Origin of the sequence: Mesorhizobium sp. B2-4-2, from assembly GCF_006442845.1 — a bacterium.
Lineage (GTDB): Bacteria > Pseudomonadota > Alphaproteobacteria > Rhizobiales > Rhizobiaceae > Mesorhizobium.
In genome coordinates this window covers 274,089-300,023 of sequence record NZ_VFVM01000007.1, presented here as the reverse complement: position 1 = coordinate 300,023, position 25,935 = coordinate 274,089, and the positions used below count along the sequence as shown (strand labels likewise).

At 64.3% G+C, this 25,935-nt stretch carries 19 protein-coding genes; 7 read left to right on the top strand and 12 right to left on the bottom strand.

The window, feature by feature from the left end; translation table 11 throughout:
* Nucleotides 1-178: 178 nt before the first annotated feature.
* A complete protein-coding gene (locus tag FJ942_RS18180) occupies nucleotides 179-499 on the bottom strand; it encodes a 2Fe-2S iron-sulfur cluster-binding protein (RefSeq protein ID WP_137931040.1) in 321 nt (106 codons plus the stop codon).
* Between the two features lie 98 nt (nucleotides 500-597).
* A complete protein-coding gene (locus tag FJ942_RS18175) occupies nucleotides 598-966 on the bottom strand; it encodes an Hpt domain-containing protein (RefSeq protein WP_140525377.1) in 369 nt (122 codons plus the stop codon).
* Between the two features lie 272 nt (nucleotides 967-1,238).
* On the opposite strand from FJ942_RS18175, the gene FJ942_RS18170 reads away from it, so the two are divergent.
* Both FJ942_RS18170 and FJ942_RS18165 read left to right on the top strand, forming a co-directional pair.
* A complete protein-coding gene (locus FJ942_RS18170; RefSeq protein ID WP_140898468.1) occupies nucleotides 1,239-7,391 on the top strand; it encodes a kinesin in 6,153 nt (2,050 codons plus the stop codon).
* 97 nt (nucleotides 7,392-7,488) lie between these two features.
* On the top strand, nucleotides 7,489-8,103 hold the full coding sequence (locus FJ942_RS18165) for a 3'-5' exonuclease (protein ID WP_140898466.1): 615 nt from the start codon (nucleotides 7,489-7,491) through the stop codon (nucleotides 8,101-8,103).
* Between the two features lie 32 nt (nucleotides 8,104-8,135).
* Here the strand turns inward: FJ942_RS18165 and FJ942_RS18160 are convergent, their stop codons facing one another.
* The 4 genes from FJ942_RS18160 to FJ942_RS18145 form a co-directional block, all read right to left on the bottom strand.
* The gene (locus FJ942_RS18160; protein WP_224518948.1) at nucleotides 8,136-8,735 is read right to left on the bottom strand and encodes an ABC-type transport auxiliary lipoprotein family protein; all 600 of its coding nucleotides are present in this window, start codon (nucleotides 8,733-8,735) and stop codon (nucleotides 8,136-8,138) included.
* Nucleotides 8,736-8,829: 94 nt separating this feature from the next.
* A complete protein-coding gene (locus tag FJ942_RS18155; protein WP_140515279.1) occupies nucleotides 8,830-10,203 on the bottom strand; it encodes an MlaD family protein in 1,374 nt (457 codons plus the stop codon).
* A 14-nt stretch (nucleotides 10,204-10,217) separates the two neighbouring features.
* The gene (locus FJ942_RS18150) at nucleotides 10,218-11,036 is read right to left on the bottom strand and encodes an ABC transporter ATP-binding protein (RefSeq protein ID WP_140515278.1); all 819 of its coding nucleotides are present in this window, start codon (nucleotides 11,034-11,036) and stop codon (nucleotides 10,218-10,220) included.
* Nucleotide 11,037: 1 nt separating this feature from the next.
* Nucleotides 11,038-12,225, bottom strand: a complete 1,188-nt coding sequence (locus FJ942_RS18145; RefSeq protein WP_140633128.1) for an ABC transporter permease — start codon at nucleotides 12,223-12,225, stop codon at nucleotides 11,038-11,040.
* A 77-nt stretch (nucleotides 12,226-12,302) separates the two neighbouring features.
* On the opposite strand from FJ942_RS18145, the gene dgcA reads away from it, so the two are divergent.
* Nucleotides 12,303-13,286 (top strand): N-acetyl-D-Glu racemase DgcA, encoded by a 984-nt coding sequence (dgcA, locus tag FJ942_RS18140; protein ID WP_140898464.1) that lies wholly within the window; start codon nucleotides 12,303-12,305, stop codon nucleotides 13,284-13,286.
* Here dgcA and FJ942_RS18135 read toward each other — a convergent pair.
* Together FJ942_RS18135 and FJ942_RS18130 are read right to left on the bottom strand one after the other, a co-directional pair.
* On the bottom strand, nucleotides 13,257-14,471 hold the full coding sequence (locus FJ942_RS18135; protein ID WP_140498927.1) for an MFS transporter: 1,215 nt from the start codon (nucleotides 14,469-14,471) through the stop codon (nucleotides 13,257-13,259). The genes dgcA and FJ942_RS18135 overlap by 30 nt on opposite strands.
* Before the next feature lie 129 nt (nucleotides 14,472-14,600).
* Nucleotides 14,601-15,416, bottom strand: a complete 816-nt coding sequence (locus FJ942_RS18130; protein WP_140498929.1) for a UDP-2,3-diacylglucosamine diphosphatase — start codon at nucleotides 15,414-15,416, stop codon at nucleotides 14,601-14,603.
* 117 nt (nucleotides 15,417-15,533) lie between these two features.
* Here FJ942_RS18130 and FJ942_RS18125 point away from each other — a divergent pair, with 117 nt between their 5' ends.
* The 3 genes from FJ942_RS18125 to FJ942_RS18115 all read left to right on the top strand — a co-directional run bounded on the left by FJ942_RS18125 (nucleotide 15,534) and on the right by FJ942_RS18115 (nucleotide 20,073).
* Nucleotides 15,534-16,313: an SDR family oxidoreductase gene (locus FJ942_RS18125; RefSeq protein WP_140664268.1), complete on the top strand. Its 780-nt coding sequence runs from the start codon at nucleotides 15,534-15,536 to the stop codon at nucleotides 16,311-16,313.
* A 161-nt stretch (nucleotides 16,314-16,474) separates the two neighbouring features.
* Nucleotides 16,475-18,799 carry an NADP-dependent malic enzyme gene (locus FJ942_RS18120; protein ID WP_140498933.1) on the top strand — a complete coding sequence of 775 codons (2,325 nt, stop codon included), beginning with the start codon at nucleotides 16,475-16,477 and terminating at the stop codon, nucleotides 18,797-18,799.
* A gap of 77 nt (nucleotides 18,800-18,876) precedes the next feature.
* The gene (locus tag FJ942_RS18115; RefSeq protein WP_140525386.1) at nucleotides 18,877-20,073 is read left to right on the top strand and encodes a DUF2865 domain-containing protein; all 1,197 of its coding nucleotides are present in this window, start codon (nucleotides 18,877-18,879) and stop codon (nucleotides 20,071-20,073) included.
* Here the strand turns inward: FJ942_RS18115 and gltX are convergent.
* The gene (gene gltX, locus FJ942_RS18110; protein ID WP_140898462.1) at nucleotides 19,991-21,364 is read right to left on the bottom strand and encodes a glutamate--tRNA ligase; all 1,374 of its coding nucleotides are present in this window, start codon (nucleotides 21,362-21,364) and stop codon (nucleotides 19,991-19,993) included. The two genes, FJ942_RS18115 and gltX, sit on opposite strands and share 83 nt — an antisense overlap.
* Nucleotides 21,365-21,563: 199 nt before the next feature.
* Nucleotides 21,564-23,267 (bottom strand): ABC transporter ATP-binding protein, encoded by a 1,704-nt coding sequence (locus FJ942_RS18105; protein ID WP_246679825.1) that lies wholly within the window; start codon nucleotides 23,265-23,267, stop codon nucleotides 21,564-21,566.
* Here FJ942_RS18105 and FJ942_RS28850 point away from each other — a divergent pair.
* Entirely contained in the window at nucleotides 23,266-23,418 is a 153-nt protein-coding gene (locus tag FJ942_RS28850) for a hypothetical protein (protein WP_224518946.1), read from the top strand. The two genes, FJ942_RS18105 and FJ942_RS28850, sit on opposite strands and share 2 nt — an antisense overlap.
* A 328-nt stretch (nucleotides 23,419-23,746) precedes the next feature.
* Here FJ942_RS28850 and FJ942_RS18100 read toward each other — a convergent pair whose 3' ends face one another.
* On the bottom strand, nucleotides 23,747-24,160 hold the full coding sequence (locus FJ942_RS18100) for a GNAT family N-acetyltransferase (RefSeq protein ID WP_140525389.1): 414 nt from the start codon (nucleotides 24,158-24,160) through the stop codon (nucleotides 23,747-23,749).
* A 49-nt stretch (nucleotides 24,161-24,209) separates the two neighbouring features.
* Nucleotides 24,210-25,886: an NAD+ synthase gene (locus FJ942_RS18095; RefSeq protein ID WP_140898457.1), complete on the bottom strand. Its 1,677-nt coding sequence runs from the start codon at nucleotides 25,884-25,886 to the stop codon at nucleotides 24,210-24,212.
* Nucleotides 25,887-25,935 lie beyond the last annotated feature (49 nt).

The window sequence follows — 25,935 nt, the reverse complement described above, 5'->3', positions numbered from 1 at the left end:
CCCAAGATAGGAATTTTTTCTTGAGGGGGTGCCCGCAACTATGGTAGATATTTGGTTATGGTGTTGAGTTGCGCCGGAGGCCCGCCGCACAGGCGGGTTTTCCATTCAAGGCGACGTCAACAGCCGGCCCCCAAGGACCCCCCTGCCCGGATTCATTGCCTCGGGCAAAAATCGGCTTTTAGCCTTGGCGCTCGGGCACCCGCACCACCAGTCCGTCGAGCGCGTCGCGCACCTTGATCTGGCACGATAGCCGCGAATTCGGCTGGACGTCGTAGGCAAAGTCCAGCATGTCCTCTTCCATTGCTTCCGGCTCGCCGACTTCCGCCGTCCAGGCCTCGTCGACATAGACGTGGCAGGTTGCACAGGCGCAGGCGCCGCCGCACTCCGCTTCGATACCCGGCACGGCATTGCGGATGGCGTTTTCCATGACCGTCGAGCCGTTCTCGGCATCCACGTCGAAATGTGTGCCGTCATGGGCAATGAAGGTCAGTTTGGTCATTTGTCACCTGAGGGAGTTTCCGCCGAGATAATCACTCGGGCACACAAGTCAACTGCGGCGAGAAAGCGCCGCTCGGTGACGTTTTTCCGCAAACGGGTCTAGCGGTTGATGGCGGCGATGAAATCGCGCACTTCGTCGATCAGTTTGCCGAGCCGCGTAAGCGTCTGGCTGTCTTCCGGCTGCCGTTCTATCTCGGTGGCGCAATCGGCAATGGCAAAGGCCCCGACACCACGCGCCGAACCCTTCAGGCCGTGCGCCAGGAGCAGCCGGTCTTTGATGTCCGCATCGACTATCCTGTCGCGCACCGACAGCGCCTGTTGTACAAAGAGCGCCAGCACCTCCTGTTCGAGGCCGCGGTCGCCCATCGTCTGCCGCGCAAGGTGTGCCAAATCGACCGGTCGGGACCGCCTCGTTCCCGATACATCGCCCCCGGGCATTGAGAAGGCAATGCCGCTTTCGCCACGCATGAACTCGAACTCCGCTTCTTCGGCCGCCTGAAAAACTAGGCGAATCCAATGGACAACGGGTTAATGGATGGCCGGAAAAAATGTTGCGAAAGCGGCGCCGGAATCACGCTTCCGTTAACCTTATATTTAAAGTTTTACGTATCCCGCGGAATGCATGTTTTCTTTACCCCCCTGTGTCATTACGATACGAGGGGTCCATTTTCAGCCTCCTGCGCGTGGGTGCGACAACCAAAATCATAAGTCCGCGGCAGCTAGTACAGGGTAGCGAAGGCATGGCGAAGAAAACAACGACGACCAGATCTCTGGACAACGATGTGGCCAGGGAACTCGAGAAGGCACTCGATCTCGACCTCAGCGGCGACACCGGCAGCGGCGACCTCGATATAGCGGCCTCGATGGAAGATCTGGAAGCGCAGATATCCCAGGCCGCCGACGAATTGGCGCGCGAGGGACGCAATCAGACGCAGGCACCCGTCGTCAACCAAGCCCAGGCCGCGAATCCCGCGCCAAAGACCAGACCCGCCGAACTGCGCCCCGTCGAAACACGCAATGGCGGTCAGCCCGCCGGCTTCTCGCCGGCCAATGACGATCGTCAGAAGGATTACAAGACGCTTCTGCACAGCCTCAACCGGCGCGCCTCGAACACGATCTACTGGGTTATCGCCTTCGTTTCGCTGGCCTGGATCGCCGGCGCGGGCGGATTGGCCAACCTCCTCTTCGGGCCGAGCATCTGGAGGATCCGCACGCTCGACCAGTTCTTCGCCCGTCCCGAACTGATCGGCCTTGCTGTCGCGGCCATCGTGCCGGTCATCCTGTTCTGGGCCTTCGCCGCCATGATTCGCCGCGCGCAGGACATGCGCATCGCCGCCCAGTCGATGACGGAAGTGGCCTTCCGCCTCACCGAGCCGGAAAACATGGCCCAGGATCGCGTCATGATGATCGGCCAAGCCGTCCGCCGCGAGGTGGCCGCCATGGGCGAAGGCATCGAACGCACGCTGGCCCGCGCCGTCGAACTGGAAACGCTGGTCCACAGCGAGGTCAACCAGATCGAGCGCTCCTATTCGGAAAACGAAACCCGCATCCGCTCGCTCGTCGACGGGCTCGGCAGCGAGCGCGAGGCGGTCGTCAGCCATGCGGAGCGGGTTCGCGCTTCGATCGCCGGCGCGCACGACACCCTCAAGGACGAAATCGGCGCTGCCAGCGACCTCATCCGCGACAGCATTCTCAATGCATCGACCAAACTGTCGATGACCATCACCAATTCCGGCGACACGCTTATCGACCGCATCAACGAAAGTTCGCTGTCGATCTTCGATTCGGTGGAAGGACGGCTCGACACCATAACCGACAAGCTTTCGACTTCCGGCGAGGCTTTCGCCAGCCTGCTCGACACGCGCATCGCCAAGCTGACGGACACGACAGACGGCCTGACCCGGTCGTTGACCGACCTGCTCGACGATCGCACCAACGGCATGGTGTCGCTGCTTGGTGGCGCCGCGCGCACACTCAATTCGGAATTCGAGGCCAGCCTCAACGGCATCGAGCGCACGCTCGCCGAGCGCGGCCAGGCGCTGATCAGCGAGTTCCAGACCCGCGCCGAGGCCCTCGATACCGGCACGCAGAAGCTCAACGCAGCACTCGAAGCCCGCGCCCGGCAGATCAACGAAACGCTGGTCGAACGCGCGCGCGAAATCGCCCACACCTTCGCCGAGAGCAAGGACACGCTGACGGCGATGATCGACCAGGGCAAGACCCAGATCGGCGCCGACATGGCCGATATCGTCACGTCGACCTCGTCCATGCTCGAAGCGCGCGCCAGCGATTTCGCCGGGCGCATGGAAGCGGCGCGCCACGTCGTCTCGCGCTCGTTCGATGCCGATATCCAGCGGCTTGCCGATGCCCGCGTGGGCATAGAGGAAGCGGTCGAAAATCACAGCCGCAGCCTTTCCGAGAGCCGCGAGCGCATGGCGGCCGCGATGCAGGCCGATCTGGCCAAGTTCGCCGAGAGCCGTGCCGGCATCGATGCTGCGGTAACCGACCAGGTGCAGAAGCTGGCCGAAGGCCGCAGCCTGATCGCGCGCGCTCTCGAAGAAGATCTGCGCAAGGTCAACGAATCGCGCGCTGCCATCGACGCTTCGCTCGGCAGCCACCTCGAAAGGCTGGAAGAAGGCCGCAACCGGCTCTCCCAGGCTCTCAACGAAGACTCCGGAAAGCTGGTGCAAGCCCGTACAATCATTGACGAAATGGTTGCTGGACATGTTGGCAAGCTGGCCGAGGGCCGCAACATTCTCTCGCGCGCGCTCGAAACCGACCTCGGCAAGCTCGTGGACACGCGCGCCGATATTGATGGCCTTGTCGCCGGTCAGGTCGAGAAGATCGCCGAGGGCCGCGCGGTACTCGCCAGGGCGCTGGAGAACGACATCGCCGGCATCAAGGACCTCATCGAGGCGCATTCGGCGAAACTGGCGGAAGACCGCTCGCAGCTCGGCCGTTCGCTGGAGGACGATCTGTCCAGCATACGCGGGCTGATCGAGGACCATTCGGGCCGCCTGGCCGAGGATCGCAGCCTGCTGTCGCAGACCCTTGAAGCCGACCTTGCCAAGCTCGCCGAGAGCCGCTCGAGCATCGACGGCCTGGTCGCCGGTCAGGTCGAGAAACTGGCCGAAGGCCGCGATATTCTCAGGCGGGCGCTGGAATCCGACCTCAACGCGATCAAGGGCGTCATATCGAGCCAGTCCGAGAGGCTGGCCGAGGACCGCGGGCAGCTGTCGCGGGTTCTCGAGGCGGACTTGCAGAACGTGAACAGCGTCATTGCCGACCACATGAACAAGCTGGTCCAGGACCGTTCGACCTTGTCGAAAGCGCTTGAGGAGGACCTCGCCAAGCTGGCCGAGAGCCGCTCGAGCATCGACGGGCTGGTGGCCGGCCAGGTCGAGAAGCTGGCGGAAGGCCGCGACATCCTGCGCCGTGCGCTGGAAGCCGATCTCAATACGATCAAGAACACCGTCGCCGACCAGTCCCAGAAACTGGTCGAAGATCGGGGACAATTCGCCCGGGCGCTCGAAGCCGACCTCGAAAACGTCAACAGTCTCGTTAACAGCCACTCGGAAAGGCTTGTCCAGGACCGTTCGGCGCTGTCGAAGGCACTCGAAGACGATCTCGAAAACGTCAACGGACTGGTCAACAGCCACTCCGAGAGGCTTGTCCAGGAGCGTTCGGTGCTGTCGAAGGCCCTCGAGGACGATCTCGCCAAGCTGGCCGAAAGCCGCTCGAGCATCGATGGCCTTGTCGCCGGCCAGGTCGAAAAGCTGGCCGAAGGCCGCGACATCCTCAAGCGCGCGCTGGAGGCCGATCTGCAGAGGCTGTCGGAGAGCCGTGGCGATCTCGACGGCATCATCGCCGGACATGTCGGCAAGCTGGCCGAAGGCCGCGACGTGCTGAGCCGCGCGCTGGAAGACGATCTCGGCAGGCTCGCCGAGACCCGCAAGGACATCGATCGTTCGCTGTCGGGTCACATCGACCAGATCGCGGCGAGGAGCACCGACATCTCCGCTGCGATCGCCGCCGACGTGGACAAGATCGAGCAGGCGTTCAGTCGCCAGACCGGCATCATCGAGGAGCGTGCGGGCACCATGGAGCGTGCGCTGTCGACAGGCGTCGACAATGTGCGCAACGTGCTCGAGAAGAGCGCCGTCTTCGTGGCCGGCGCCTTGCGCGAGAAGGTCCTGGAAGTCACCAGCGTCCTGCATGAGCAGGCGGGCCAGGCCTTCTCCGATGCGGATCGCAAGATCGCCGAGCGCGCCGAGCAGACCTCGGCCGCCCTGCTGGCTCGAGCCGAAGACATCGCCCGCACCTTCGAGGAGGCGGATCGCCGTCTCCACGCCCGTGCGGAAGACACGTCGAGCGCCTTGCTTGCCCGCGCGGACGATGCGTCCAGTTCCTTGCTGGCGCGAGCCCATGAAACCGCCGATCAGCTTGCCGCCCGTGCAAGCGAAATCGCCGGCACGTTCGACGCGGCCGACCAGAAGCTGGCCGCCCGCGCCCAGGAGACCGCCGACCAGTTGGCGGCTCGGGTGAGCGAGATTGCCGGCACCTTCGACGCGGCCGACCAGAAGCTGGTTGCCCGGGCCGTCGAAACGGCACAGTCGCTGGCCGCCCGCGCCGGCGATATCCTGCGCAATTTCGAAGGCGCCGATCAGCGGCTCGGCATGCGCATCGGCGAATCGGCCGAAGCTCTTGCCGCGCGTGCAGCGGATCTCGGCCGCATCTTCGACGCCGCCGACCAGCACCTGGTCTCGCGCATCGCCGAAGGTTCGGAAGCGCTGTCAGGCCGCGCCTCCGAAATCGCCCGCATCTTCGATGATGCGGACAACCGACTGGTTTCCCGCATCGCCGCCAGCACCTCGACCATCGGCGAACATGCTGAGAGCATCGTTGGCGCCTTCACCAGCACAGAGCAGAGGGTCGCCGACCGTGCGCGCCAGACCGGCCAGGAGCTGGCCGCGCATGCCCGTGAAATCGAGCAGGCGCTCGCCGGCGCCGACGAGCGGCTCGCATCGACCGCGGCAACGGCTGCCGCCCGCGTCGAAGAGCAGATCGCCAGCGTCGAGAACCGGCTCGCCCATACCGCCGAGACGATGGGCCAGAAGCTCAACGAGCAGGTGTCGAGCGCCGAAGCGCAACTCGTGTCGCGCGCCAATGTCATCGCGGAGACTTTCACCGCGGTCGGCCAGCATATCGGCCAGAGCACCAACGACGCCGCCAAGACGATCGGCGCCAACACCCGCGAGCTCAACACCATGCTCGCGGCACGGTCGGCGGAGATGTCGAAGATCCTCGACGAGACCGCGCGGCCGCTGGTCGAGCGTTTCGCCCAGGGCGGCTCGGAACTGCAAAAGAGCATGGAAGAGGTCACCGAACGTGCCGCCGAGAAGCTGCGCAGCGAAAACGCAGCCCTCGTCAACGCGCTCGCCAGCCGCACCGCTGAGACCCTTTCGGCGGTCGAAGGTGCCCGCTCGTCGCTATCCGACAGTGTCGCCGACCTGATCGGCCGAATGACCACGTCGAGCGCGCAGCTCGGTCAGCTGATCGAACAGGCCGCGGCCAATCTTGGCCAGGTCGACGAACGCCTGACCGGCAGCACGCAAAGCTTCGCGGCAACCACCGAGAAAGCGGCGCAGACCTTCGCCAGCTCGGCAAGGCTGGTCGATTCGAACACGACAAGGCTGACGGAACTGTCGTCGTCGACCTTGCGCGAGGTCGCGTCGATCGCCACCAAGTTCGATGAACACAGCCGCCTGCTCGCCGGTGCTTCGGACCTCCTGAGCTCGGCCCAGAGCAACCTCGAACACACGCTAGAAAGGCAGTCTTCACTCGAGGATCTCGCTGTCGGCCTGGTCAAGAAGTCGGAGGATCTCGAAAGGGTCATGCGCTCGTTCGAGAATCTGGTCGGCCAGACGCTGCAAAATGCGGAAGGCAGGACGCTGGAATCGGCCGACAAGATCCGCAACGCCATCACCGACGTCGTCGATTCGGCAACCAAGCGCTTCTCCGACGCGACCGAGGAGATGCGCCGCACCGCCGGCGCCATCAAGAGCGAGCTCGACCTCACCCGCGCCGAGCTCAAGAAAGGCGTCATCGAGATGCCGGAAGAGGCCAAGGAATCGACATCGGCCATCCGCCGCGCGGTTTCCGAGCAGATCAACGCCCTGAAGGAGCTTTCGGACATCGTTGCGAAGTCCGGCCGCAGTGGTGGAGAGCCCTTGGAATCGCGCAATCTGCGCCCGGCGCCGCAAGCCCCGGCAGCGTCCCGCGCGGCAGAGCCGCCGCGCCGCGCTCCCGCGCCACAGCCGGAACTTCGCGCGCCGCAGGCGCCGTCGGGCGGCACGGCGCTACGCGGCACGCTTGACCTGGAGCGCCCCGCCGACACGGCGCCGCGCCAGCGTCCCGACGCCGGCGCCCGCGCGCAACAGGGCGGCTGGGTGCGCGATCTCCTGAGCGGGGCGTCACGCGAGGACGAAGCCAAGCCGGCAACACCCGCCGACGCGCCGCGCGCCGCCCCTGCCCAGCGCTCGCCGCTTCATGTCGTGGAATCACTGAACTCGCTGTCCGTCGACATCGCACGGGCCATCGATCACGATGCGTCGATCGAACTGTGGAACCGGTACCGGCGCGGCGAGCGTGACGTGTTCACGCGGCGGCTCTATACGCTGAAGGGGCAGCAGACGTTCGACGAGATCCGTCGCAAGTACCAGACGGAGGCAGAGTTCCGCGCCGCCGTCGACCGCTATTGCGATGATTTCGAGAAGCTGCTGAAGGACGTGTCGCGCAACGACCGCGACAACATCATGGCGCAGACCTACCTGACCTCGGATACAGGCAAGGTCTACACCATGCTGGCCCACGCCAGCGGCCGCCTGCACTAGGCAGCGGCAGACAGCCAATGAAAAAAGGCGGGGGACTTGTCTCCCGCCTTTTGGCTTGGAAGGGTGGACGTCGCATCCGGAACTGGATCTCTGACTTGTGAAGACGGCGATCATACTCGACTGCGAGTTTCTTTGTCTTGAGGGCTCGCAACGTCGATTCTGGTGCGCGGCTCACGATCCGGATCCGGTCATCGCGCAGATCGGCGCGGTCAGGCTTGGGCTCGAAGACGACTTTCCCGTCCTGGGCACGCACAAGGCCTATGTCAGACCGATCGACCGGTTTGGCAGGAGATACGCGCTCGACCCTTTCTTCACCGAACTGACTGGCATCACAGAAGAAAAGCTGGAGATCGAGGGGGTCGCGCTAGGAGAAGCCCTTGTTGACGTCGATCGTTTCTCCAATGGGGCGCGATTTTGGTCCTGGGGCAAGGACGAACTGAACATGATAGCCATCAGCTGCTATATCGCAGGCATCCCCGCTTCCATCCCGGCGGCCCGCTTTGACAATGCCGTAAAGCTGCTGATCTCGGCCGGGATGCCGATCGAGGACCTGGCAAGGACGCCGAGCAACAAGCTTGCCGACTATTATGGCGTTCAACACCCGCCATTGCAGGGACACGATGCGCTCGATGACGCGCTGTCCGTAACCTACACCCTGCAGCACCTGATGAAGACTGGAAAGCTGCGGCCGGACGCCTTCGACCGCTTGTAGCCTGGTGGCTGGCGCCCGCCCGGGCTCGCCGCTTAGATCGCCGAATCGGTCCAGCGCACGATCTGTTTGGCCGCGTCGCCGAAGGCAGCATCGAGCGCGCCGACATAGCCTTGGTTGCCGCTGCCCGAGACGGGCGCGGTCGCCGTAAAGCTCTTGGACGCACGCACCTCGCCGTTGCGGTCGTTGAGGATGCGCACGAACAGGTCGACCTCGGCATGATCGCCGCCGTCGACACGGACTTCGAACGAACGGATCTCGACGATGACCTGGTAGTCGATCGCCAGCCCCTCGCCCGGCTTGCCCACGCCGGCGAAGCTGCCCGAGCGCTGGAACGTCTCGGCCAGGCGTGCCTGCACGATCAGCGGCAGCCGGTCCGCCCATTGCGCGCCCTTGAGGTACTGGATCGAGCGTGGGGACGGCTTTATGACGATGTTCTGGCTGTCCAGCGCCTTGAGCGCGGACGGCTGGGCGATCAGGATCTGGCGACGGCTGTGGCCATGCGCCTCGACCGACGGCGCCGACAGTTCGAACGTGTCAAGCGGCGCAGGCCCGCCGCCCGGCAGCGCGGCACAACCGGCAAGGGTCAAGGCAAGCAAGGCCACGCCCGATCTGAACACAATCGTCGACTTCACGCGCGATCCCTGCTGTCCCCGGCCTCACTATCCCTGGATTGTAAAAACAACCCGCGGATGCAGACACTGTTTCTGGGGCGAGCCGAGACCGAAGTCAACGCCGCGCCCTGCCATCATACTGCCGAACCTCGCCCTCGCCGCCCGACAGGATGCGCTGCGGATTGCGGCTGAGGTCGGTAACCGCCTCCTCGATGCGGCTGATCGAACGGCGGCTGTCCTGAACCAGCGCCTCGACATTCGAAAGGCCCTGGCCGGAAAACCGGGCTATATTGTCTGTGATGACGCCAAGCCGCGAATTCAGCGTATCGGCAACCTGCTTGAACGACCTCAGCGTGTCCCTGGCGTCCGCCATCACGCCGTCCGCCTGCCCCGAACCGAGCAGCTTGTCGACCTTGGCCAGGATGCCGTCGACGCGCACCGAGGCGTCGTTGAGCCGCTGCGCGAGCTGCCTCGCATCCTTGATCGTCTCGTCGATGTCGTCCGCCCTGTTCGCGAATTTGCCGGTCACCTTGGCGATGTCCGAGGCCGCCTTGTCGGCGCTTTCGCTTGCCTTCTGGATGTTGGCCAGAGCCGTGCGCACTTGCGCCGGATCGATGCCGTCGAGCACGCTGTCGACCTTGGCCAGCGTACCTTGCGTCTGCTTGGCGAAATCATTGACCGATCCCACGGCCGTATCGACATTCCTGATCACGCCATCGAGCTGTTTGGACGTTTCCTTGAGGTTGCCGGTCACCGTATCGACGTTGGCGACGATGCTCTTGATCTTGTCCTTGTCGACCGCATTGAGCAGCCCTTCGGCCGCCTTCAGCGTGCCGTCGAGCTTGCCCGAGACGCCCTTCAGCTCATCGGACAGCGCGCTGACCGCGGACAGGAACTTGTCGACGCCGTCGGAATTCCTGGCCAGCGCGTCGGAGAACGTCTGCACATTCTGCACGGTCTGCGTCAGCGGCCCGCGCACATCCTTGGTGAACCCCTCCAGCTGCGTCAGTACCGTGTCGGCGCGCGTGAAGATGTTCTGCGCCGTCTGCAAAAGATTGGTCACCGCCGACGGGTTGGCCACGATCTCGGCGACCTTGCCTTCCTTCTCGGCCTGGTCGAGAAGTTTTACTTCCTTGGGGTCGGCGCCCTTGAGTTCGATATTGGCCTGTCCGGTCAGGCCCGCCAGGCCGATATCGGCCTGCGTCGATTTGGTGATCGGCGTCATGCGATCGATCTCGGTGTCGGCGATGGCGACCGTCGGATTGTCGACATCGATATAGACGCGCCTGACGTCGCCGACCTTGACGCCGTTGAACAGCACGAAGCTGCCGCGGCCAAGTCCGGAAGCCGAGCCAGGGATGCGCACGCGCAACAATGTGGTCTCGCCTTTGTCGCCGATCGCCGCCGTCCAATAGACGAAGCCGAACGCCGCCAGGATCGCCACCAGCGTGAAGATGCCGACAATAACGTAGTTGGCTCTGGTTTCCATTGCTTCACTTATGGCTATGCGCGCGCGGCAAGATCAAGTTGCCGGGCTCGTTTTCCGCGGAAATACGATTTTACCCACGGTTCTTCACTCTTCAGCATGTCGTCTATGGTGCCTTCGACCAGCACTTTCTTCTTGCCGAGCACGGCGACGCGGTCGCAGGCGGTGAAAAGCGTGTCGAGATCGTGGGTCACCATGTAGACGGTCAGGTCCATCGTATCGCGCAGCTTGACCACCAGCTCGTCGAATTCCGCCGCGCTGATCGGATCGAGGCCCGAGGTCGGCTCGTCGAGGAAGACGATGTCGGGATCGAGCGCCAGCGCGCGAGCGAGTGCCGCGCGCTTGATCATGCCGCCCGACAGCTCGGACGGGAATTTCTGCGCCGCGTCCGGCGGCAGCCCGACCAGTTCGACCTTGAGCATCGCCAGTTCGTCCATCAGCTTGCGCGGCAGGTCGAGATATTCGCGCATCGGCACCTGGACGTTTTCCAGCACCGTCAGCGCCGAGAACAGCGCGCCGTGCTGGAACAGCACCCCAAGGCGCATGTCGATGCGCAGCCGTTCGGCATCGTCGGCCTTTTCGATATCCACGCCGAACAGCTTGATCGTGCCGGACTGCTTGCGCGTCAAACCAAGGATGGTGCGCAGCAGAACTGATTTGCCGGCGCCCGAAGCGCCGACGAAACCGAGGATCTCGCCGCGCCAGATATCGAGCGACAGTTTGTCGAGGATCAGATTGTCGCCGAAGGAAACGGTGATGTCATGCGCCGAAAGCACGATCTCGCTGTCATCCGCGCCCTCCTTGGCCCTGGTCTCGATGCCGTTTCCCATCGCCATTTCAGAACTCGATCGCTGCATAGAACATGGCGAAAAGCCCGTCGAGGATGATGACGACGAAGATCGATTTCACCACCGAGGCGGTCACGTGCTGACCAAGCGATTCGGCGCTGCCGCCGACCTTCATGCCCTCGACCGAGGCGATGGTGCCGATGATCATAGCCATGAACGGCGCCTTGATCAGGCCGGCGAAAATGGTGCTGAGGTCGATGGCGACGCGCAGCCGGTCGATGAAGGCGGCGGGTGCGATGTCGGAATAGAGCCAAGCCGCGAGGATACCGCCACCGAGTGCGGCAAAATTGGCGATGATGGTCAGGCAAGGCAGGGCGATCACCAGCGCAACCAGGCGCGGAAAGACCAGCACGCCGATGGGGTTGAGCCCGATGACCTTCAGCGCATCCACTTCCTCGCGCATCTTCATCGAGCCAATTTCGGCGGTGATGGCGCTGCCCGAGCGGCCGGCGATCATGATTGCCGTCATCAGCACGCCGAGTTCGCGCAGGATCAGCACGCCGACGAGGTCGACGACGAAGATGTCGGCGCCGAAATAGCTGAGCTGGTAGGCGCCCTGCTGGGCAACGATGGCGCCGACGATCGCCGACATCAGCACCACCACCGGAATGGCTCCGACGCCCATGCGGTCGATCTGGTTGAAGATCGCCGCCGGATTGACGGCATGGCCGCGGCCGAGCTTCATCTGCGCGCCACGGATCGTGGCGCCCAGTATGTTCATCGAGGCGAGAAAATCGTCGCGCATTTCGTAGACGCGGCGGCCAACCGCCTCCAGCGCGCGAATGACGATGTTGGGCGGCCCGACCGGCCCCGATTCGGGCTCGCGCCGCACCGCGTCGCCGACCGCGCCGAGCAGGATCGAGGCAACGTCGCTTTGGCCCTGCAGCCTGACCTCGACGCCCTTCTTCTCGAAAGCGCTGACCAGGCGGTCGATCAGCCACGCGCCGGCGGTGTCGATCTTCTCGATGTGCGAAAGATCGAGCGCCAAAGTCTTGAAACCGCTCCGTTTCTCGATTTTGCGCATCTCTGCGTCGATCGCGGCCACGGTGCGCGTCGTCCAGATTCCCGAGAAGGCGCACCCGAGAACGCCTGCTTCCTCACCGACAGACACGCGCGGTTCGTGGTCAGCCTCCGAGGCGGTCTTGCCGCTTGCGTCGCGCTTGCCGATGGTCAACATGGCGTCCTGTTTAGCCTGACGGGTCCGGCCTTGTCGATTTGCCGACGACCCTTCTCGCACAGCCGGAGCAGAAAATTATGGCGCGTGTCATTTCGGTCGAGGCCGAGCGTTTTCCAATCGCCGGCACCTTCACCATTTCGCGTGGTTCGAAGACCGAAGCCGAAGTGATCACCTGCACGATCAGCGAAGGCGATTACACGGGCCGTGGCGAATGCGTGCCGTACAAACGCTATGGCGAGACTATGGATGGGGTTCGCGCCGCGATAGAGGCCATGCGCGGGCAAATCTCTGCTGGCATGGACCGGACAGCCCTGCTCGGCGCCATGCCGGCAGGCGCGGCGCGCAACGCTATCGATTGCGCCTTGTGGGACCTGGAAGCCAAGATCAGCGGCAAGGCGGTGGCTGACGCGGTCTGGCCGGCTCCTTTGCATCAGCTCGAGACGGCCTACACGCTGTCGCTGGGCGAACCCGGGGCGATGGCGGCGCAGGCCCGTGCCAACGCGGCGCGCCCGCTGCTCAAAGTCAAGATCGGCGGCGACAACGACATTGCGCGCATCCGCGCCGTCCGGCAGGCCGCGCCCGACAGCCGCATCATCCTCGACGCCAACGAGGGCTGGAACGACGACACCATCGCCGCGAACCTCGCCTTTGCCGCCGAGCAAGGCATCGCGCTTATCGAACAGCCGCTGCCGGCGGGCCATGACGGCATCCTGCGCCACATCGCGCATCCGGTGCCGATCTGCGCGGACGAGAGCGTGCATGAGGCGAGGGATCTGGCCGCGCTCGCCGGTCTCTACGATGCCGTCAACATCAAGCTCGACAAGTCGGGCGGGCTGACGGCGGCGCTCGTGCTGCGCGACCGCGCCCGCGAACTGGGTTTCGGCGTCATGGTCGGCTGCATGGTCGGCACGTCGCTGGCGATGGCGCCGGCGGTGCTGCTCGCCCAGGACGCCGATTTCGTCGACCTCGACGGACCGCTGCTGCTTGCGCGGGATCGTGTGCCCGGCCTCGCCTATGAGGGATCCTTGGTTTCACCGCCCGATCCGGCGCTTTGGGGCTGAGCGCGCCGCGAGTCCGACCAGCACCAGGCCGATGATCGCGATCGGGATCATGGCCAGGAAGCCGTCGACCCCGAAACGGTCGTAGAGCGGGCCGGAGGCGAGCGTCACGGCGGCCATGAAGAAGCCGTTGAAGAAATAGGCGACGCCCTGTGCGGCACCGGTGCGCTCTTCCGAGACCGTTTCGCCGATCATTTTCTGCAGGCCGATCAGCACCATGGCCACCGACACCGAATGCAGGGTCTGGACGCCGAAAAACCCGGCGACGCCGAGGCCAAGCGGCCAGATCAGCGGAAAGGCGATCCAGCGCACGACCGCGCCGATGCCGGCAATCACCATCACCCTGACGACCGACACGGAGGCGAATATGCGGTTGAAAAACACGAACATGCAGACTTCGGCCACCACGCCCCACGCCCACAGAAGCCCGACGACGGTGTCGCCGATGCCGATCGACTTCCAGTAGATCGACACGAAGCCGTAAAGGAAGGCGTGGCTGGCGGTGAGGATGCCGACACCCAGGGTGAAATAGACGAAATAGGCATTGAAGAGACTTGGTGCCGAGTGCTGGATCTCCGCGGCCGAAAGCGGTGAGGCAAGGCGCGGCCGGCCAAGACGCGGCGCAAGCAGCGCGGCAAAGAGCGCGGCACCCAGTGCCGCGAAAATGATCGCCGGGACGGCTTGCGCCCCTGCCGCGGTCAGGATGAAACCACCGGCCACGTTGGCGCAGAGATACGAGATCGAACCCCACTTGCGCATGCTGGTGTAGTTGGAGCCGAAGCGGCGCACGCCCGAAAGCGCGAGCGAATCGGCCATCGGCGAATGCGGTGTCCATACGATCGTCAGCGCCAGCGACACCGCAAGCACGACGGCGTAGGAGGCCGGCAGAAAATAGCCGGCGGAAATGATCATCGATGCCGCGACGAGCGCGATATAGACGTCGGCGCGGTCCCTCGCCCGGTCCGCGAGCGCGGTGAGCAGCGGCGTCGTCACGACGCGCAGGAACATCGGAGCCGCCAGGATGACGGCGATCTGCTCGGCGTGAAAACCTTTCGCCTGCAGCCACAGCGGGAAGTAGGGCAGATGCGTGCCCTGCGACACGAACAATGTCGCGAAGATCAGGCTCATGCGCAGTTCGAAATGGCGAGGCTTGACGAGCTGTTCGGGTGAAAGCGGCGGCAGCGGCATGAATCGATCCAATAACGCTGCCGTCCACGAACGGCGAGCAGTGTGGATTGACCCTTAACATGAGGAAAAACCGGACGAAACCGATTGGCCTAATCGATTAACACCGGAATCTGTGCCTGGCACCCGCAGTCAGGCGGCCTGCACCACCCGGTCCTCGATCAGCATCGGGATGAATGGTTCGTCCGGCGCCTCGGGCAAGACATGCGCCCAGGTCAGGATTTCCATCCGGCCGTCGAAATGTTCGACCACCGCCGTGCAGCTTTCCACCCAGTCGCCGGTGTTGATGTACTGAACGTCGCCATAGCTTTCGATCGCGGCATGATGGATATGGCCGCATATGACGCCGTCGACATGCGAGCGCCGCGCCTCGTCGCTGAGTACCGTCTGGAACGAGCCGATGAAGTTAACGGCCTTCTTGACCTTGACCTTGGCCCAGGACGAAAACGACCAGTAAGGCAGGCCGAGCAGCTGGCGCAGCCGCGTGATCACACGGTTGACCTGCATGGCGGCGTCGTAGGCATGGTCGCCGAGATAGGCGAGCCAGCGCTGATTGTGCACGACCGTGTCGAACTGGTCGCCATGGATGACGAGCAGCCGCCTGCCGTCGGCGGTTTCGTGAATGGCGCGGTCGGCGACGACGATGCCGCCGAAATGCACGCCCTGGAACTGGCGGGCGAATTCGTCGTGGTTGCCGGCGATGTAGGTGATGGTGGCGCCCTTTCGCGCCTTGCGCAGCAATTTCTGCACGACGTCATTGTGGCTCTGCGGCCAGTGCCAACTGCGCCTCAGGCGCCAGCCATCGACGATATCGCCGACGAGATAAATGATGTCGGCATCGTGATGTCTAAGGAAATCGATCAGGAAATCGGCCTTTGCCGCCTTCGACCCGAGATGGACGTCGGAGATGAACATGCTGCGGAACGTGCGGGGCTCTTGGCCGGACATCGCGAATTCACCGTTGCTTTCGCGAGCCTATGCCCCGATTCATGCAACAACCGTATGACGGTTGCGATTGGTCCAGCCCAAGAGCTAGCCTGCCGGCGAATCACAGGAGAAATCGTCATGGATCTCGGTATCCGCGGAAAGAAGGCCATCGTCTGCGCTTCGAGCAAAGGGCTCGGAAAAGGCTGCGCCATGGCTCTGGCCGAGGCCGGCTGTGACATTGTCGTCAACGGGCGCAACGCCGAGCTGGTGGCCAAAACCGCTGCGGAGCTGCGCGAGCGTTACGGCGTGACCGTCACGGAAGTCGTCGGCGACGTATCGAAGCCCGAGGTGCAGAAGGCGCTTCTCGCCGCCTGTCCCCAACCCGACATCCTCGTCAACAACAATGGCGGCCCGCCGCTGCGCGATTTCCGCGAGCTCGATCGTGCCAAGATGCTCGAAGGCGTGACCCAGAACATGGTGACGCCGATCGAGCTGGTGCAGGCGGTGATCGACGGCATGGCCGTGCGCGGTTTTGGCCGCATCGTCAACATCACTTCGCTATCGGTCTATGTCCCCATCCCCGGCCTTGATCTGTCGTCCGGCGCGCGCGCCGGCCTGACCTCCTTTCTTGCCGGCGTGGCGCGCACGGTGGTCGACCGCAACGTGACCATCAACAGCCTGCTGCCCGGCAAGCTCGATACCGACCGACTGCGCGGTCCGCACGAGGCCGGCAGCGTTGAAGACCCGGCCGCGGCAGCCGCCCGCAAGGCGCGCATCAGTGCCGACGTGCCGGCCAAGCGGCTCGGCACGCCGGAAGAATTCGGCCAGATCTGTGCCTTCCTGTGCTCGGTCCATGCCGGCTACCTGACCGGCCAGAACATACCGGTGGACGGCGGCCTCTATGTCAGCGCCTTCTGAGACCCGGTAGCGCCGGCGCCGAAGAAATTCCGATCAAGCCATTGAAATAGTTCGCTTATCCCGGCTTCGTCGATGTGAATGGCGATTGCGTCATTTGGCGTCGCGAAAAACCTTGGCCGCATGCTAAGAAGGCGGCACGCAGGATCGCAGGGAGGCCCGGAATGAACGGCGAGAGCAAGAAAACGGCACGTTCGGACCTCGACGAAGCCGCGCTCTACTTCCACAAGCACCCCACGCCGGGCAAGCTCGAAATCCAGGCCACCAAGCCGCTTGGCAACCAGCGCGACCTGGCGCTCGCCTATTCGCCCGGCGTGGCTGCCCCTTGCCTCGAAATCCGCGACGATCCGGCGACCGCCGCCGACTACACGGCGCGCGCCAATCTGGTCGGCGTCGTCTCCAATGGCTCGGCCGTGCTCGGCCTGGGCAATATCGGCCCGCTCGCTTCGAAGCCGGTCATGGAAGGCAAGGCGGTCCTGTTCAAGAAATTCGCCGGCATCGACGTCTTCGACATCGAGATCGACGCGCCCGAGATCGAGCGCATGGTCGAAACGGTGGCGGCGCTGGAACCGACATTCGGCGGCATCAACCTCGAGGACATCAAGGCGCCGGAATGCTTCGAGGTCGAAGAGCGACTGAAGGCCCGGATGGGCATACCGGTTTTCCATGACGACCAGCACGGCACCGCCATCATCGTCGCCGCCGCAGTGCTCAACGGCCTGGAATTCGCCGGCAAAACCATTGCCGACATCAAGATCGTCACTTCGGGCGCCGGCGCGGCGGCATTGGCCTGCCTCAACCTGCTGGTCTCGCTCGGCGCCAAGGTCGAGAACATCTGGGTCACCGACCGTTTCGGCGTCGCCTATAAGGGGCGCACGGATGAGATGGACCGCTGGAAAGACCCTTATGTGAAGGACACGGAGGCGCGCACGCTGGCCGACGTCATATCGGGCGCAGACGTGTTCCTCGGGCTTTCGGCCGCCGGCGTGCTGAAGCCGGAATTGCTCCAGCACATGGCGCCGAAGCCATTGATCCTGGCGCTGGCCAATCCCAATCCGGAAATCATGCCGGAAGTGGCGCGGGCGGCGCGCCCCGACGCGATGATCTGCACGGGCCGGTCCGATTTTCCAAATCAGGTCAACAACGTACTGTGTTTTCCTTACATCTTCCGCGGCGCGCTGGACTGTGGCGCCAGCGCCATCAATGAGGAGATGAAGATGGCCGCGGTGCGGGCCATCGCCGCCCTTGCCCGCGAAGAACCTTCGGATGTCGCCGCGCGCGCCTATTCCGGCGAGACGCCGGTGTTCGGACCCGAGTTCTTGATCCCCTCGCCCTTCGATCCGCGCCTCATCCTGCGCATCGCCCCGGCCGTCGCCAAGGCGGCCTGCGACACCGGTGTCGCGACAAGGCCGATCAGCGACTTCTCCGCCTATATCGACAAGCTCAACCGCTTCGTCTTCCGCTCCGGCCTGGTGATGAAGCCGGTGTTCTCCTCGGCCAAGGCGTCGAGCGCCAAGCGCGTCATCTATGCCGACGGCGAGGACGAGCGCGTGCTGCGCGCCGCGCAGGTGGTTCTGGAGGAAGGCATCGCCGAGCCGATCCTGATCGGCCGTCCGCACGTCATCGAGGTGCGATTGAAGCGCTACGGACTGCGCATCAAGCCGGGCGTCGACTTCGGCCTGATCAACCCGGAGGACGATCCGCGCTACCGCCACTATGTCGACCTCCTGATCGAGCTCGCCGGCCGGCGCGGCGTGACGACGGAGGCCGCGCGCACCATGGTGCGCACCGACAACACGGTGATCGCGGCCCTCGCATTGAAGCGCGGCGACGCCGACGCCATGGTCTGCGGCCTCGAAGGGCGTTTCGAGCGGCACCTGCGCAACGTCACGCTGATCATCGGGCCACGAACCGGCATCAAGGACCGGGATCTGTCGACGCTGTCCATGCTGATCTCGCAACGCGGCATCATCTTCCTGACCGACACCCATGTTTCTGTCGACCCCACCGCCGACGAGATCGCCGAAATGACCGTGCTGGCGGCCGAGGAGATCCAGCGCTTCGGCATCGAGCCCAAGGCGGCGCTGCTGTCGCATTCGGATTTCGGCTCGCGCGATTCGCCGAGTGCGCTCAAGATGCGGCAGGCGGCGGCGATCCTGGCGCGCATCGCGCCCGAGCTGCAATGCGACGGCGAGATGCATGCCGATTCCGCGCTGTCGGAACATCTGCGCCAGCGCGTCTATCCGCATTCGCGTCTGAAGGGCGAAGCCAATCTCCTGGTGTTCCCCAACCTCGATTCCGCCAACATCACGCTGACAGCGCTCAGGACCATGATGGATGCCCTGCATGTCGGCCCGATCCTGCTCGGCACCGACAAGCCGGCGCATATCCTGACGCCCTCGGTGACTTCGCGCGGCGTCGTCAACATGACAGCGCTGGCGGTGGTCGAGGCCGCCCACAAGGCGCAAGCTGTCGTCGATCTGGGCTGAACACCAATTCGGGGGTAAACTGCGGTTTAACCACGAGCACGTAGCGTGCGGCGAACAACCAAGCAGGGTTTCGGCGGATGATGGGCAAAGGGTGGAAGCAGGCGCATCTCGCCGTGCTGCTTGGCCTGCTGCTTTCGGGCGCCGCCGTGTCCGAGCCGCAGGCCGCCTCGCGTGTCTGCCGCCAGCTCGAGACCGATCTTGCCGCGACCTCGCGCGGCAGTGGCGGTCCGGCCCTGATCCGGAAATATGATGCCGCGATCGACCGGCAACGCGAGCAGATTTCAAAGGCGCGCGGCCAGTCCAGCAGCGCCGGCTGCGGCTTCTCTCTATTCAGCCGCAATGTCAGCCAATGCGCTGGGTTCAACGCCACCATCGAGCGCATGAACGCCAATCTCGATAGCTTGCAGGCCAAGCGCGCCCGCCTCGCCGGCGGCGGTTCGCGGCGCGATCGCGCACGCATCCTGGCCGCGCTCGACACCAATGGCTGCCGCGAGGACGCGGTGGCGCCCCGCCGCGAACTCTTGCGCGAAGCGAAACGGGAACAAGGCAACGGCAATCTGTTCGACCAGCTGTTCGGCGGCGACACACGCCGGCTCGATACGCTCGACCAGTCTGACGATCCCGACGAGGAGCGCAATATCCGCCGCGTGCCGGGCCGGTCCGGCATACCGGATTTTCCGGGCGTCGGCGGCGAGTTCCGTACCACCTGCGTGCGCACCTGCGACGGCTACTTCTTTCCGATGTCGAATGCCGCCTCGGTCGGCGATTTCGAGCGCGACCAGAAGAACTGCGAATCGAGCTGTCCCGGCACCGAGATCCAGGTCTTCTATTCGCGCGGCATGGGCGACGATTCAGCCGACATGACATCGTCGGTCACCGGCCGACCCTACAGCGAACTGCCGACGGCCTATCTTTACAAGCAGCCCAACCTGTCGCGGCCGCCGGCCTGCGGCTGCAACGCCGCGCAGAACTTCCAGATCATCGGCGGCAATCCGCCAAGCCAGCAACAGTCGCGGCCGCAAACGGAGGGCGCCCCGTTCATTCCGGTGCCTGCCTCCAAACCCGATCCAGGTGCCGATCCCGAGACGCTGGCAAACGCCGCAGGCGGGCTGGACCGCGACGCCATCAAGCGGCTTGCGGTCAAACCGGTCGCATCGCCGGTCTCGACGCTGCCGCCGGAACAGCGGAAGGTCAGGGTCGTCGGGCCAACGTTCCTTCCCGACCCATCAGCGGCAATAGATCTGCAAGCTCCGGTCCCGAAGTCAGTCCGGTAAAGGCGAGCCTCAGCGGCATGAACAGCGCCTTGCCCTTGCGGCCGGTCGCTTCCCTGATCTTGGCCGTCCAGTCCTTCCAGACGGTCCCGTTCCAAGGCTCCTCGGGCAGCAGATCGATGGCCTGGTGAAGAAAATCTCGATCGGCGTCGGAAAATTCCGGCTTCTCCTGCGGCCCTTCGCGCAGGATGCGCCACCAGCCGACAGCATCGGCCAGCCTGTCGAGATTACCGCGCACAGCCAGCCAGAACGGTTCCGCCTGCTCGCCCGATATGCCGAGCACCACCAGCCGATTCTGCGCTTCGGAGAACGGCATTTGGTGCAGCAGCGTCCGGTTGAGCACGAAAAGCTCGTCCGGGTCGAACTTTGCCGCCGACTTCGAAGTCGCAGCCGGGTCGAAACGGCTGGCGAGTTCGGCCAGGTCGTGCGCGGCGGCGACATTCTCCGACGTGCCGACGAGCACGGCCAGCGATGCGACCGCCATCGGCTCGATGCCGTCCTCGCGCAGGCTTTCGATGGAGAGTGCGCCGGTGCGCTTCGACAGCCCCTCGCCCGAAACGGTGGTCAGCAGATTGTGGTGGCCGAATTCCGGCGGCTCGGCACCCAGCGCCCGGAACAGCGCGATCTGCACGCCGGTGTTGGTGACGTGGTCGTCGCCGCGGATGACATGGCTGACGCCCATCTCGATATCGTCGACGACGGATGGCAGCGTATAGAGATAGGTGCCGTCCTCGCGCACCAGCACCGGGTCCGACAGCGAGGCGAGATCGACGGTTTCCTGCCCGCGCACCAGGTCGTTCCAATGGATTTCGGTGCGCTCCGGCTGCTGCGGATCGCCGGTGAAATTGGGCAGCAGGAAGCGCCAGTGCGGCCGGCGGCCATCGGCCTGATATTCGGCGATCTGTTCCGACGTCAGCGTCAGCGCTTCGCGGCCATAGACCGGCGGCAGGCCGCGCGTACGGCGCACCTTGCGCCTGAGGTCGAGCTCCTCCGGTGTTTCATAGCAGGCATAGAGAACGCCCGCCGCCTTCAGCCGCTCGACCGCCGCGTCATAGATCTCGAAGCGACGCGACTGGTATTCGGTGGTGTCGGGAAAGATGCCAAGCCAATGCAGGTCGTAAAGGATGGCGTCGGAAAATTCCTGCTTCGAGCGCGCGACATCGGTGTCGTCGAAGCGCTGGATGAAGCGCCCCTTATGGTTCATGGCGAACAGCCAGTTGAACAGGGCGGTGCGCGCATTGCCGATATGGATGCGGCCTGTCGGTGAAGGGGCGAAACGAACGGTAACTGTCATGAGCGGGGCGTACCGGATGCTTTTGTGATTGACAAGACGCGCCCCCGTGCCGTGCCGCAGACATAGAACATGGCGCAAGCAATGAAAAGACTTGGCGGACGCGGCTCCGCCCGCGATCACATGTCCCGCGCCGCCCGCCCGTCAAGCCGCCGGCGCCTGATGGGATGGCCTCCGGGCCAGAGCCGGAGGCCATCCCCGATCAGGTGACAAGTCCCTTGGTCAATTCGAGCGCCTGGCGCTCGAACAGGCGGCGGTAGATGCCGCCCGGCAGCCGGATCAGCGCGTCATGCGAGCCTTCCTCGGCGATCTTGCCGCGATCGAAGACCAACAGCCTGTCGAGCGCCCGCACCGTCGAAAGCCGGTGCGCGATGACCAGCGTGGTGCGGCCGACCATCAGCCGCTCCATCGCCTGCTGGATCAGCACCTCCGATTCTGAATCGAGGCTCGACGTCGCCTCGTCCAGGATCAGGATGCGCGCATCGGCGAGGAACGCGCGCGCGATCGCCACGCGCTGGCGCTCGCCGCCCGACAGCTTCACGCCGCGCTCGCCGACGAGCGTGCCGTAGCCCTTCGGCAGGTTGGCGATGAAGTCGTGCGCGCTCGCCAGCTTCGCGGCGTGCTCGATCTCGGCCTGCGTGGCGCCAGGCCGGGCATAGGCGATGTTTTCGGCCAGCGAGCGGTGGAACAGGATCGGCTCCTGCTGCACGATGGCGATCTGCGCGCGCAGCGACGCCTGCGCCACCTCCGAAATGTCCTGGCCGTCGATCAGGATCCGGCCGGCGTTCACGTCATAGAGCCTCTGGATCAGCTTGACGAAAGTCGTCTTGCCCGACCCGGAATGGCCGACCAGCCCGACCCGCTCGCCCGGCGCGATATCGACCGAGAAATCGCGATAGAGCGGCGAACGGTGACTGCCATAATGGAAGGTGACGTCGTCGAAGGCGATGCCCCCTTGCGTGATGCGGATCGGTCCGGCGCCGGGCCGATCCTCGATGCCGAGCGGTTCGGACTGGAAATCGACCAGTTCCTCCATGTCGTTGATCGAGCGCTGCAGGTTGCGGATATGCGTTCCGATATCCCTGAGATAGCCTTGCAGGACGAAGAAAGAAGTCAGCACCAAGGCGACGTCGCCGGCCGTTGCCTGCCCCCACGACCACAGCATCAGCGCCAGGCCGATGACCGCCGCTCTCATCACCAGCAGCAGCACCCCTTGCGTGGTACCGTTGATGGTGCCGCGCACCCAGGTGCGCCGCGTGCGGGCACGCCATTTGGCGACGACCTTGGCAAGCCGGTTCTCCTCGCGCTCCTCGGCGCCAAACCCCTTGACCACGGCGTTGCAGCTCACCGCGTCGGCCAGCGAGCCGCCAAGGCGCGTGTCCCAGGTGTTGGCGAGCCTGGCCGCCGGCGCGACATAACCAAGCGACAGCATCGCCGTGACAGCGATGAACAGCACCGAGCCGGCGGCGACAACCGCTCCCATCAGCGGCCAGAACCAGCCCAGCAGCAGCGTCGAGCCGACGAGCATGACGATCGACGGCAGCAGCGCGATCAGGATCGTGTCGTTGAGCAGGTCCAACGCCCACATGCCGCGCGTCACCTTGCGCACGGTCGATCCGGCGAAGCTGTTGGCGTGCCAGTCGGTGGAAAAGCGCTGGACACGGTGGAAGGCGGCGGCGGCGATGTCGGCCATCATCTTCAGCGTCAGTTCGACGATCCCCATGAAGGCCAAATTGCGCAGGACGACACCCGCCAGCGCCAACGCCATCAGCATGGAAAACGCGGTCATCGCGGCATTCCAGGCGATCTCGTCGGCGCCGGCGCTGCTGGCGACGGCATCGACCAGCCGGCCGGAATAGAGCGGCGTCAGCACATCGGCCAGCGTCGACAGCAGGAAACCAGCCATGATCAGCGAAAGCCGCCAGGGCTGGCGCCGCCAGTGGGTGAAAGTAAAGCCAAGAACGCTGCGAAAGGCGCTTGCGCGCAAATCGATTCGAAAACGAGCCATGATGTCATTCGGGCGCAAAAAGCCCGATCCCGGTAAGGTCGAAAATTGAAAAAACCGCGCAAGGGGCTCAATGCCCGGGAATGCGGAGGTTCGGTTATGAATGGCCACTTGCCCGAAGGCGGCGACCGGCATCGGCAAAGGCCTGTTCTCGATCCGGCTCCGTTCCGAGGGTGAAAACCCTGCGGCGCGCCGGTCGGGACCTAGGCTTCGCGGCCTCGCATAACGATGTCAAATCCTGGCATTCGGTCCTCCCTAAAGGGAATCGCGGAGAGGCCCTTATAGAGATGCCTCATCGCATCGCCAAGGCTGGCGGTCACCAAAAACGGCATCTGGTCCAAGCACTGGGATAAATTTGCAACAACGGCAAAGGCGCTTGGTCAGCGGATCGGCTTACGATCGAGGCGCATGTACCGGCCATCGGTCGATGCCTTGAATCCCAGTCTTTCATAAACCCCATGCGCGTCGCTGGTCGATAGGCTCCAGTGCGAAACGGTGCGGAGCTCGGGGTGATCGATCAGTGCCTGCACCAGCCGCGAGCCGATGCCCTGCCCGCGATGCTGCGGCCAGACGATGATATCGGCCAGATAGGCGAACACCGTGCGGTCGGTGATCGCCCGGCCGAAGCCGACCTGTTTGCCTTCGACATAAGCGCCGACGCAGAGCGAATTCGCGAAGGCGCGGCGGTGGGTCTCGTCACTGCGCCCGCCGCCCCAATAGCTTGCCATCAACAGGTCGGATGTCGCCCTGAAGTCGATCCGTGACAGGTCGAAGCTGATTTCACACTCGGGCATCGCTACCCCTCGCCTGCGGCATGACGCGAATTTTCGGTCGGTACGGTGTCTAGCCGCGATCCCTGAACCGGTTGGTGATGGGATAGCGACGGTCGCGGCCGAAATTCTTCCTGGTGATCTTCACGCCGGGCGCCGCCTGCCGGCGCTTGTATTCGGCGACGTAGAGCAGGTGCTCGATGCGCGTCACCGTCGCCCGGTCATGGCCGCGCGCGACGATGTCGTCGACGCCCATCTCGTTCTCGACCAGGCATTCGAGGATGTCGTCCAGCACCGGATAGGGCGGCAGCGAATCCTGATCGGTCTGGTTCTCGCGCAGTTCCGCCGACGGCGCCTTGTCGATGATGTTCTTCGGGATCACCTCGCCCGACGGTCCGAGCGCGCCCGGCGGCACGTGGCTGTTGCGCCAGCGCGACAGTGCATAGACCTGCATCTTGTACAGGTCCTTGATCGGATTGAAGCCCCCATTCATGTCGCCATAGAGCGTGGCATAGCCGACCGACATCTCGCTCTTATTGCCTGTCGTAACCACCATCGAGCCGAATTTGTTGGAAATCGCCATCAGGATGGTGCCGCGCGCGCGGCTCTGCAAGTTCTCCTCGGTGATGCCTTCCTTGGTGCCTTCGAAAAGCTGCGTCAGCGCATGAAGGAAACCTTCGACCGGCTCGAAGATCGGCACGATGTCATAGCGGCAGCCGAGTGCGCGGGCACAGTCTTCAGCATCCTTAAGCGAATCCTTCGACGTATAGCGGTAAGGCATCATCACCGCGCGCAGCCGCTCCTCGCCCAGCGCATCGACGGCAAGGGCCGCGCAGATGGCCGAATCGATGCCGCCCGACAGGCCGAGCACGACGTTCTTGAAACCGTTCTTGTTGACGTAGTCGCGCAAGCCCAGCATGCAGGCGCGGTAGTCGGCCTCCTCCCGTTCGGGGATCTTCGACATCGGTCCTTCCGAACAGACCCAGTTTTCGCCTTGTCTCCTCCAGGTGGTGATGTCGACCGCCTCCTCGAACTGGCTCATCTGGAAAGCAAGCCGCTTGTCGGCACCTATGGCAAACGACGCGCCGTCGAAGATCAGCTCGTCCTGGCCGCCGAGCTGGTTTGCATAGATCATCGGCAGCCCGCATTCGATAACCTGGCGGATGACGACCTGGTGGCGCACATCGATCTTGGCGCGGTAATAGGGCGAGCCGTTCGGCACCAGCAGGATTTCCGCGCCGCTCTCGGCCAGCGTCTCGCAGACGCCGATGTCGCCCCAGATGTCCTCGCAGATCGGGATTCCCAGACGCACGCCGCGGAAATTGACGGGCCCCTGGATCTCCGGTCCGGCCTGGAAGACGCGCTTCTCGTCGAACTCGCCATAATTCGGCAGATCGAGCTTATAGCGCTCGGCGATGATCTTGCCGCCATCGGCGAAGACGATCGAGTTGTGGGTTCCGGTCTTGCGCTTCAGCGGCGTGCCGATGATGACGCCGGGACCGCCATCGGCGGTGTCGGCGGCGATCTCCTGCGCGGCCCGCTCGCAGGCCTTCAGGAAGGCGGGCTTCAGCACCAGATCCTCAGGCGGATAGCCGGCGAGGAAAAGCTCGGTGTAGAGCACGAGATCGGCGCCTTGACGCGCGGCATCCGCCCTCGCCTCGCGGGCCCTGGCGAGATTGCCGGCGACGTCGCCGACTGTCGGATTGAGCTGGGCAACGGCGATGCGCAGTATGTCGGGCTTCTTGGTCATGCTGCTGACTTAGCGCGGCAAAATTCGCCCCGCAATGGCGTTTGCTTGG

What these genes read in the sequence shown, in the direction of transcription:
- FJ942_RS18095 (WP_140898457.1), bottom strand. Translation starts at nt 25,886, where the DNA reads ATGACCAAGAAGCCCGACATACTGCGCATCGCCGTTGCCCAGCTCAAT.
- FJ942_RS18105 (WP_246679825.1), bottom strand. Translation starts at nt 23,267, where the DNA reads ATGGCTGGTTTCCTGCTGTCGACGCTGGCCGATGTGCTGACGCCGCTC.
- FJ942_RS18125 (WP_140664268.1), top strand. Translation starts at nt 15,534, where the DNA reads ATGGATCTCGGTATCCGCGGAAAGAAGGCCATCGTCTGCGCTTCGAGC.
- gltX (WP_140898462.1), bottom strand. Translation starts at nt 21,364, where the DNA reads ATGACAGTTACCGTTCGTTTCGCCCCTTCACCGACAGGCCGCATCCAT.
- FJ942_RS18100 (WP_140525389.1), bottom strand. Translation starts at nt 24,160, where the DNA reads ATGCCCGAGTGTGAAATCAGCTTCGACCTGTCACGGATCGACTTCAGG.
- FJ942_RS18170 (WP_140898468.1), top strand. Translation starts at nt 1,239, where the DNA reads ATGGCGAAGAAAACAACGACGACCAGATCTCTGGACAACGATGTGGCC.
- FJ942_RS28850 (WP_224518946.1), top strand. Translation starts at nt 23,266, where the DNA reads ATGATCAGCGAAAGCCGCCAGGGCTGGCGCCGCCAGTGGGTGAAAGTA.
- FJ942_RS18130 (WP_140498929.1), bottom strand. Translation starts at nt 15,416, where the DNA reads ATGTCCGGCCAAGAGCCCCGCACGTTCCGCAGCATGTTCATCTCCGAC.
- FJ942_RS18115 (WP_140525386.1), top strand. Translation starts at nt 18,877, where the DNA reads ATGATGGGCAAAGGGTGGAAGCAGGCGCATCTCGCCGTGCTGCTTGGC.
- FJ942_RS18180 (WP_137931040.1), bottom strand. Translation starts at nt 499, where the DNA reads ATGACCAAACTGACCTTCATTGCCCATGACGGCACACATTTCGACGTG.
- dgcA (WP_140898464.1), top strand. Translation starts at nt 12,303, where the DNA reads ATGGCGCGTGTCATTTCGGTCGAGGCCGAGCGTTTTCCAATCGCCGGC.
- FJ942_RS18155 (WP_140515279.1), bottom strand. Translation starts at nt 10,203, where the DNA reads ATGGAAACCAGAGCCAACTACGTTATTGTCGGCATCTTCACGCTGGTG.
- FJ942_RS18120 (WP_140498933.1), top strand. Translation starts at nt 16,475, where the DNA reads ATGAACGGCGAGAGCAAGAAAACGGCACGTTCGGACCTCGACGAAGCC.
- FJ942_RS18145 (WP_140633128.1), bottom strand. Translation starts at nt 12,225, where the DNA reads ATGTTGACCATCGGCAAGCGCGACGCAAGCGGCAAGACCGCCTCGGAG.
- FJ942_RS18135 (WP_140498927.1), bottom strand. Translation starts at nt 14,471, where the DNA reads ATGCCGCTGCCGCCGCTTTCACCCGAACAGCTCGTCAAGCCTCGCCAT.
- FJ942_RS18150 (WP_140515278.1), bottom strand. Translation starts at nt 11,036, where the DNA reads ATGGCGATGGGAAACGGCATCGAGACCAGGGCCAAGGAGGGCGCGGAT.
- FJ942_RS18175 (WP_140525377.1), bottom strand. Translation starts at nt 966, where the DNA reads ATGCGTGGCGAAAGCGGCATTGCCTTCTCAATGCCCGGGGGCGATGTA.